Genomic DNA, 8,989 nt, shown 5'->3' with positions numbered 1-8,989 from the left:
GTCAATGACAAATGCGGAACCTGCGACGGAGCGCCGCTCACGAAAATATGTTCCATCTCGCGACGCAGGGGTGGCGGAACTCAGATTGATCCCGTCAGCATCAGGCGGGTCGCGATGAAGATCGCGGCGACGGCAGTTGCGAGGCTCGCCGTCGTGATGAGGCCACGGCTGCGGCGCGCCATCGCGCGGGAGCGCTCGCGCGGGTCCAGCGTGAGATCGAGCGATGCGCGGCGGCTGCGGCGGTGGCGTATGGTCTGAACCCAGAAGGCAAGGGCGATGAGACCGGCTGCGATCGCAAACACGGTCGACACGCCGGCGGCGAATTCGAGATCGACACCGACGCTCGCCAGCATCGCCCGCAGCTCGACGGCGAGCCGCGCGAGCAGCGTGGCGGCGTAATCCGCGGCCGCCGCGCCGGTGTAGAGCAGAACCGCGGTCCAGACCACGGCCGCCATCGCGATCAGCATCGAGACCAGCACCGCGAGGCCGTCGCACGCCATGAAGCCGATCGAGGCCGCGATCAGCGCCAGCGCCGGCATCACATTGCCCATCGGAATCGGAAGAATGATCGTGACGGCCATCAGCAGCAGCGGCAGGGCCAGCACCATCCGCGCGGTACGGCCGGTCAGCCAGGCCAGCCGGTCCTCGCGCAGGCCCCGCTCGGCATAGCCGGCCCAGTCGAGCCCGGCACGGATGATCTTGCGCAGCAGCCGCTGCGGCACCGGCCGTTGGCGCAGCGTCTGCGGCAGCCACAGCCGCTCGGCGCCGAACAGGATCTGCAACGCGACCAGCGCGACGAAGGTGCCGAACACCATGCCGAACGGGCCCGGCAGCGGGATGAGCGCCGGCAAGGTCAGGAGCAGCAGGGTCAGGCCGAGACCCTCGGACTCCAGCCGGTCGAACAGCTCGCCGACCGACGGCTCCTCCGATCGCACCGTGCGGGCGATCGCGAGCAGCCGCCGGCTGATCGGGCCGTTGTGACGGCGTGGCCCGGATGCGTCCTCACCATTGGATGCGACATCGTTCATCGCCACGCCGTCACCTCTTGTCCTTACTTCACCTGCTCGACCGCGGGCCGGGTCTTCCACAACGAATAGCCAATGCCGGCGCCGAGCAGGCCGAAGGTGATGCCGAGCGACAGTGCCGGCGGAAACTTCTCCAGCCCGAGCAGGTCGGCCAGGAAGATCTTCGAGCCGATGAAGATCAGCACGGCGGCCAGCGCCAGCTTCAGATACTGGAAGCGGTCGACCATCGCCGCCAATGCGAAGTACAGCGCGCGCAGACCCAGGATCGCGAAGATGTTCGAGGTGTAGACTACGAACGGATCGGTCGAGATCGCGAAGATCGCGGGTACGCTGTCGACGGCGAAGATGACGTCGGCGAACTCGATCAGGATCAGCGCCAGGAACAGCGGCGTCATGAACCAGGTCAGCTTGCCGTTCGCGTCCTTCTGACGCACGAAGAAGCGCTCCTCGTGCAGGCGGTCGGTCACGTCGAAGCGACGGCGCATCCAGTTCAATGCCGGATTGGAGCCGACGTCGTGCGGCTTGTCCTTGAACACCAGCATCTTGATGCCGGTCGCGACCAGGAACAGCGCGAACACGTAGAGCACCCAGCTCGCCTGCGCGACGATGGCGGCGCCGAGGCCGATCATGATGGCGCGCAGCACGATGACGCCGACGATGCCCCAGAACAGCACGCGGTGCTGATAGGCGCGCGGGATCGCGAAATAGCTGAAGATCATCGCGATGACGAAGACGTTGTCCATCGCCAGCGCCTTCTCGATCGTGAATGCGGTGAGATAGGCCGTTCCGGCCTCGCTGCCGAGCTGCCACCACACCCATGCGCCGAAGGCCAGCGCGAGCACGATGTAGATGGCGCTCATCACGAGACTTTCGCGCACCGAGATTTCGCGCGTCTTGCGATGAACGATGCCGAGGTCGAAAACGAGCAGGGCGAGCACGATTGCGATAAAGGCGAGCCACATCCAGGCAGGCTTGCCGGCAAACGCGATGAACAGGAAGTCCACGACGGGTCCTCTTATCGAGCCGGTGTGATTGATGTCGTCAGGTCCGACATCGTGAAAGCACCGGCAGCTTCACCAGAGGGGCCCGGACCAGGGGTCTTCTGCGCACATAGGCGTGGGATGATCGGGTTTCAAGAGCGGCTTTGTCGCATGGACGTTCAGCAACATGAACGGCGGGGACCACCGAGGTGCGACAGAGTGTCTGCTGACTTGCTGCTGCCTTGCAGCCATTCCGCCGCGAACTAATTGCTTGGGAGCCGGAGATCCGGGCCCCTCTGATAGTCTGCTGACGGTATGGCACGACTATGATGTCGGACTCTCTTCCTGACAGAGACTGGCGGTATTTTGCTCCGCAGAGCGCCGCTGGCCGGTCCTGTTGTCTGGTTCTCTTGGGAGTTTGATGAGATGCGGCCACACGCGTCGCTTGCAGCAATGACCGCTCGCGGGTTTTGCCTCGGACCTTTCCACTCAAACCGCGCTCGCCAGACACGTTCGCTATCGCCCAAAGCAGGCGACGGCGATCGTGATGGAACCCGGACGGCTGCTCGGCGCTTGCTATGGAACCCGCGCCTGGTGGCCAGTGCGCGCTGGTATACTGGGTACGGGAGCATGGCGTGAGCGCCGGGGACGACCAGCTATCGATCACCACGGCGCGGCCGCCGCGGCGGGGAGTCACGACGCGCCGGCTGCTGATGATCATCAACCGCGGCAGCCGCTCGGGCGGCGAGGCGGCCGGCATCGCCGTGTCGCGGCTGGGCGCTGCGGGCTATGACCTCGTGATCTCCGCGCCGCACAGTCCGCGCGAGGTCGCGCCGTGGATCGAGGCACATGCCGACGATGCCGAGGCGGTGGTCATCGCCGGCGGGGACGGCAGCCTCAATGCGGCGGCGCCGGCGCTGGTGAAGACCGGCCTGCCGCTCGGCGTGATTCCGGCCGGCACCGCCAATGACCTCGCGCGCACGCTCGGTCTGCCCGAGAACATGGAGGCGGCGGCGGACGTGATCACGGCGGGTCACCGCCGCGAGATCGATCTCGGCGACGTCAATGGCCATCCGTTCTTCAACGTCGCCAGCCTCGGCCTCTCCGCCGAGCTCGCGCGGCAGCTGACGAAGGAGACCAAGCGGCGGTTCGGCCGGCTCGGCTACGCCATCACCGCGCTCCGGGTGCTGACCAACGCGCGCCCGTTCCGTGCGATGATCGTGTCGTCAGACGGCGCGGTGAGGGTGAAGACCTTGCAGATCGCGGTCGGCAACGGCCGCTATTACGGCGGCGGCATGGCTGTCGATCACCGCGCGGAGATCGACGATTCCCATCTCGATCTCTACTCGCTGGAGATCGGCCGGGTCTGGAAGCTGCTGGCCATGGCCTATGACTTCCGCAAGGGCCGGCACGGCCTGTGGCAGGAGGTGCGCGCTTCGCGCGACACCTCGTTCGAGATCCGCACCCGCCGGCCGCGCCCGATCAACGCCGATGGCGAGCTCGTTACCTTCACACCGGCCCGTTTCACCGTGCTGCCGCGCGCGGTCACCGTGTTCGTGCCCAGGCCAGAAGGGCAGGCGGGCAGCTGAGGCCAGCCGCTTGATCCGCGATCTGCGGCCGCCCGTTTTCGACTGATCACATGCTGAGAGACCCATGACCAAGCAGACCCGCTTCAATCTCTGGTACGCTGTTGTCGCGATCTTCGTCGCGATGATGATCCACAATGCGTGGACGAGCTATCGCCAGGTGGCCGTCATTCCCTACAGCCAGTTCCAGGACCTGCTGAACGCCGGCAAGGTGAAGGAGGTCGGCGTCTCCGAGAACTATCTCGAGGGCACGCTGAAGGAGCCGCTGCCGGGCGGCCAGACGCGGTTTGCGACGACGCGCGTCGACCAGGAATTCGCAAAGGAATTGGCCAAGGCCAACGTGACCTTCACCGGACGGGTCGAGAGCAACATCCTCGGCGACATCCTCTCGCTGGTGATGCCGATCGCGCTGTTCTTCGGCGTCTGGTACTGGCTGTCGCGGCGGATGATGGGCGGCGCCGGCGGGCTCGGCGGCGGCCTGATGCAGATCGGCAAGAGCAAGGCCAAGGTCTATGTCGAGGCCAACACCGGCGTGCGCTTCGACGACGTCGCCGGCGTCGACGAGGCCAAGGACGAGCTGCGCGAGATCGTCGCCTTCCTGAAGGATCCGAAATCCTATGGCCGCCTCGGCGGCCGCATGCCGAAGGGTGTGCTCCTGGTCGGCCCGCCCGGCACCGGCAAGACCTTGCTCGCCAAGGCGGTGGCGGGCGAGGCTGGCGTGCCGTTCTTCTCGATCTCGGGCTCGGAGTTCGTCGAGATGTTCGTCGGCGTCGGCGCGGCGCGTGTGCGCGACCTGTTCGAGCAGGCGCGCGCCAAGGCGCCCGCCATCATCTTCATCGACGAGCTCGATGCGCTCGGACGCGCCCGCGGCATGGGTCCGTTCGCCGGCGGGCATGACGAGAAGGAGCAGACGCTCAACCAGCTCCTGGTCGAGCTTGACGGCTTCGACTCGTCGGTCGGTCTCGTGCTGCTCGCGGCCACCAATCGCCCGGAGATCCTCGATCCGGCGCTGCTGCGTGCCGGCCGCTTCGACCGCCAGGTGCTGGTCGATCGTCCCGACAAGCCGGGCCGCATCCAGATTCTGCGCGTGCATCTGAAGAAGGCCAAGCTGGCGGCCGATGTCGATCCGGAGAAGGTGGCGGCGCTGACGCCGGGCTTCACCGGCGCCGATCTCGCCAACCTCGTCAACGAGGCGACCTTGCTGGCGACGCGGCGCGGCGCCGACGAGGTGACGCTCGACGATTTCAACAATGCGATCGAACGCATCGTCGCGGGGCTGGAGAAGCGCAACCGGTTGCTCAATCCGAAGGAGCGCGAGATCGTCGCCTATCACGAGATGGGCCACGCGATCGTCGCGATGAGCCTGCCGGGCACCGATCCCGTGCACAAGGTCTCGATCATTCCGCGCGGCGTCGGCGCGCTCGGCTACACCATCCAGCGTCCGACCGAGGACCGCTTCCTGATGACGCGCGAGGAGCTGGAGAACAAGATGGCCGTGCTGCTCGGCGGCCGCGCCGCGGAGCTCGTCGTCTACGGCCATCTGTCGACCGGCGCCGCGGACGATCTCCGCCGCGTCACCGACATCGCCCGTTCGATGGTCACGCGCTACGGCATGTCGGAGAGCCTCGGCTCGGTCGCCTATGAGCGCGACAACCAGTCATTCCTCGCCCCCGGCGCCTCGCGCAGCGCCGACTATGGCGAGGCCGCGGGTGATGCCATCGACGCCGAGGTGCGCACGATCGTGACATCAGCGCTGGAGCGTACCCGCAAGCTCCTGCAGGACAAGCGCGACGTGCTCGAGCGCGCCGCGCGCCGGCTTCTCGTCAAGGAGACGCTGGATGAGAGCGAGCTCGCCGCGATACTGAAGCAGGACCAACGCGCCGGCGATCTCGTGGCGGCGGCGCAGCCGATGTAGTCGGGTGTATCCTGTCAGCGCACCGTCATTGGAGCGAGCCGCGTTTATGATGTGCAATACAGCGCCCTCTGCCGCGAGGGGAGAGGGCGCTGTATTGAGCAGCGACAGACTGGCCGAGAATTAATGGTTTGTAGGCCTGGATGTCGCCTCGCTCATCCGGACGACGAGTCACCGCCTTGGCCACATCCGGGCCAATGTCTCGTCCTTCTTGACGAACTCGTGCCAGAGCGTCGCCGCAATGTGCAGGCCGACCACGAGATAGACCACATAGGCCAGCGCATCGTGCGCGATCTCGCCGGCATGGGCGATCGTCCTGTCGCCGGCGAACAGGCGCGGCCAGCTGAAGGTCCAGAAGTAGCGCAACGAATAGCCGCCGGCCGACGAGAACATGTAGCCGGTGACCGGCATGACCAGCAGCAGGGCATAGAGCGCCCAATGATTGAGCTGTGAGAGCGCGCGAATCATCCGGCCGAACGCGGCCGGTGCATCCGGCGTGGTGGTGCGTGCACGGACGATCAGCCGAACAATCGCCAGTAGAAACAGCGTGATCCCGAGCGATTTGTGAATCTCCAGGAGCTCGCGCCGCGGTGACGTGCCGGCCGGCTGCAGGCCGCAATAGAGCCCGATCAGCATTGCCGCAAGGAAGAGCAGTGCGGTCGCCCAATGAATCCGGCGCAGCAGTGGATCATAAGCGGTCTCGATCGCGGGCACGTGCAGGTCTCCGGGGGACGAACGATGCGTGCTCCATAATGCAGGTCGTGATCATTGTCGGTTCACAAGTCGATGACCTCCGCGCGACATCCCCAGGGCACGGCCGCGTCCTAATTAGTTTCGAACGATTCCATTTCTGCATCGCACCGAAGCGCCATAAACAGGTTCCATGCGTCTCGGAAGCGGAAGAGATCGTAAGTGGGAAGTCGGACATGATCAGAAACACGGCATCGAGCTGGGGTGGCGTCGCGCGCACCCTGCATTGGGTGATCGGCCCGACCATCCTGGTCATGATCGCCTTCGGCTGGTGGATGAACCACGTCCCGGAACGCCCCGATCGATTTTTCTATCGCTCCATTCACGCAGACATCGGCTATGTCCTGCTGATGCTGCTGATCGCACGCATGGCGTGGCGGCTGTTCAACCCGACTCCGGCGCTGCCGGCCGAGACGCCGCGTTGGCTCGCAGGCATCGCGCGCGCCAACCAATGGGGGCTCGATCTCGTCACCCTGGTCGTGATCATGCTGGGCTGGGCGCATTCGGGTGCGCATACGCCGGACTATTCCAGCTGGTTCGGCGTCTTCCACGTGCCGCAGTTCACCAGCCCCGACAAGGCGGCGGCGCGCGCCTGGGAGGACCGCCACATCTTCTTCGCCTATGTGCTCCTGGCGCTCAGCGCGCTGCATATCGCAGCCGCCGTCTGGCACCATCGCATCCAGCGTGACGACGTCACGCTGCGGATGGTACGCGGCGCGGGCTAGCCTTGGCGCGCCGACGCGGTAGGATGCAGGCATCGATTGTCTGCGAGGACTGCCATGACTCTACGAAGCCGGACCGGATGGGCATCACGCCTGGCGCTTGCCGCCGTTGCGCTTGGCTGCGCCGGCGCAGACGCCGCCGAGAAGACGATGTCCTGGGAGGGCGGCTGCCGCTTCACGGTCCGGTACGATCCCGCCAAGCACGACGAGACCCGGCTGCGCAACACCGTGCGTCTGCTGTTCGGCCCGTCTGATTTCGACTCGCCGGGCACGCCGCCGGCGTTCGATCCGAAGGCGGTCGCAGCGCTCGACCCCGACAAGATCGACCGTACCTGCAAGGCTGCGCTCGATGCCGCCGCGCGGCTGGAGTTCATCGCGCTGCCCGGTGTCGACGACTACCGCCGCGCCAAGATCGCGGAGCTGAAGGACAGCTGCGATTTCGACGTGGCGCACACCCGCGGCTTCAAGACGCCTGCGGCGCTGCGCGACTACCAGCCTGCCGCCGCCTGTGCAAAGTTCGTCGACGCGATCGAGGGCAAGACCGACCTGCAGCAGATGTTTCGCGAGACCGTCGACAAGGGCTGCGCCGACAACGCCAGCTCCAAGGCCTGCGTCGCCCGCTACGCTGCCGAAGCGCAGAAGGCGGACGGCCATGAGCGGATGCGGATCTATCTGGTCAATTTCGGCTGGAGCAATTGCGCCATCAACTACAACCTCCGTAACACCGGCGAGAAGAAGATGGAGGCGATGCGGAGCGCGCTCGAGACCCAGTTCCGGAAGATGTTCAAGGTCAAGCAGGACAAGTGCGAGGAGGCGGACTGACGCGCCGTCCGCCCGCCCGAGGCGCGCTCAGCCTTCGCCGAACACGCGCTTGAAGATCGTGTCGACGTGCTTGAGGTGGTAGCCGAGGTCGAACTGCTCGTCGATCTCGGCGTCGGTCAGATACTTCTTCACGTCGGCATCGGCCTTGAGCAGGGTGCGGAAGTCGCCTTCGCCGCGCCACACCGGCATCGCGTTGCGCTGGACCAGCTTGTAGGAGTCCTCGCGGCTCGCGCCCTTCTGGGTCAGCGCAATCAAGAGGCGCTGCGAGTGGACGAGGCCGCCGAGCTTGTCGAGATTCTTCTCCATGTTGGCCGGGTAGACCAGCAGCTTCTCGATCAGGCCGGCCAGACGGACCAGCGCGAAGTCGAGCGTGACGGTGGCGTCGGGGCCGATCATGCGCTCGACCGAGGAGTGCGAGATGTCGCGCTCGTGCCAGAGCACCACGTTCTCCATCGCCGGCGTCACATAGGCGCGCACCATGCGGGCGAGGCCGGTGAGGTTCTCCGACAGCACCGGGTTGCGCTTGTGCGGCATCGCCGACGAGCCCTTCTGACCCTCGGAGAAGAACTCCTCGGCTTCGAGCACTTCCGTGCGCTGCAGATGGCGGACCTCGGTGGCGAAGCGCTCGACCGAGGAGGCGATCACGCCAAGGGTGGCAAAGAACATCGCGTGGCGGTCGCGCGGAATGACCTGGGTCGAGACCGGCTCCGGGGTCAGCCCCATCGCCTTGGCGACGTGCTCCTCCACGCGCGGATCAATCTGCGCGAAGGTGCCGACCGCGCCGGAAATGGCGCAGGTCGCGACCTCCTTCCGCGCGGCGACCAGGCGCTCGCGGGCGCGCGTGAATTCCGCATAGGCGTAAGCGAGCTTGAGGCCGAAGGTGACCGGCTCGGCATGAATGCCGTGCGAGCGGCCGATGGTCGGCGTCATCTTGTGCTCGAAGGCGCGCTTCTTCAGCGCAGCAAGAACCTTGTCGAGATCGGCGAGCAGCAGGTCGGCGGCGCGGGTCAGCTGGACGTTCAGGCAGGTGTCGAGCACGTCGGAGGACGTCATGCCCTGGTGCACGAAGCGCGCCTCGGGCCCGACGATCTCGGCGAGGTGGGTCAGGAAGGCGATGACGTCGTGCTTGGTCTCGCGCTCGATCTCGTCGATGCGCGCGACATCGAAGGTGGCGTCCTTGGCCTTGGCCCAG

The 8,989-nt window shown here is 66.1% G+C and carries 8 protein-coding genes; 4 read left to right on the top strand and 4 right to left on the bottom strand.

What is annotated here, in order from left to right:
- Window positions 1-80: 80 nt before the first annotated feature.
- Both BRAO375_RS23680 and BRAO375_RS23675 read right to left on the bottom strand, forming a co-directional pair.
- Window positions 81-1,034, bottom strand: a complete 954-nt coding sequence (locus BRAO375_RS23680; protein ID WP_009029979.1) for an exopolysaccharide biosynthesis protein — start codon at window positions 1,032-1,034, stop codon at window positions 81-83.
- A gap of 17 nt (window positions 1,035-1,051) precedes the next feature.
- Window positions 1,052-2,029 (bottom strand): TerC family protein, encoded by a 978-nt coding sequence (locus BRAO375_RS23675; RefSeq protein WP_009029978.1) that lies wholly within the window; start codon window positions 2,027-2,029, stop codon window positions 1,052-1,054.
- A gap of 611 nt (window positions 2,030-2,640) precedes the next feature.
- Here BRAO375_RS23675 and BRAO375_RS23670 point away from each other — a divergent pair.
- Together BRAO375_RS23670 and ftsH are read left to right on the top strand one after the other, a co-directional pair.
- A complete protein-coding gene (locus BRAO375_RS23670) occupies window positions 2,641-3,594 on the top strand; it encodes a lipid kinase (RefSeq protein ID WP_009029977.1) in 954 nt (317 codons plus the stop codon).
- 64 nt (window positions 3,595-3,658) lie between these two features.
- On the top strand, window positions 3,659-5,506 hold the full coding sequence (gene ftsH / locus BRAO375_RS23665; protein ID WP_009029976.1) for an ATP-dependent zinc metalloprotease FtsH: 1,848 nt from the start codon (window positions 3,659-3,661) through the stop codon (window positions 5,504-5,506).
- A 168-nt stretch (window positions 5,507-5,674) separates the two neighbouring features.
- Here the strand turns inward: ftsH and BRAO375_RS23660 are convergent, their stop codons facing one another.
- The gene (locus tag BRAO375_RS23660; protein ID WP_009029975.1) at window positions 5,675-6,217 is read right to left on the bottom strand and encodes a cytochrome b; all 543 of its coding nucleotides are present in this window, start codon (window positions 6,215-6,217) and stop codon (window positions 5,675-5,677) included.
- Between the two features lie 212 nt (window positions 6,218-6,429).
- Between BRAO375_RS23660 and BRAO375_RS23655 the strand changes: the two genes are divergently transcribed.
- The gene (locus BRAO375_RS23655) at window positions 6,430-6,978 is read left to right on the top strand and encodes a cytochrome b (protein WP_009029974.1); all 549 of its coding nucleotides are present in this window, start codon (window positions 6,430-6,432) and stop codon (window positions 6,976-6,978) included.
- A 54-nt stretch (window positions 6,979-7,032) separates the two neighbouring features.
- Complete coding sequence (locus BRAO375_RS23650) at window positions 7,033-7,797, top strand: hypothetical protein (RefSeq protein WP_009029973.1); 765 nt, start codon at window positions 7,033-7,035, stop codon at window positions 7,795-7,797.
- Between the two features lie 27 nt (window positions 7,798-7,824).
- Here BRAO375_RS23650 and purB read toward each other — a convergent pair.
- The coding region (purB, locus tag BRAO375_RS23645; protein WP_035641869.1) for an adenylosuccinate lyase at window positions 7,825-8,989 on the bottom strand (1,165 nt) is incomplete at its 5' end.

Origin of the sequence: Bradyrhizobium sp. ORS 375 (assembly GCF_000239775.1) — a bacterium.
In the GTDB taxonomy this organism is placed as follows: domain Bacteria; phylum Pseudomonadota; class Alphaproteobacteria; order Rhizobiales; family Xanthobacteraceae; genus Bradyrhizobium.
Note: the sequence above shows the minus strand (reverse complement) of the source record. Positions and strands in the feature narration are given on the sequence as shown.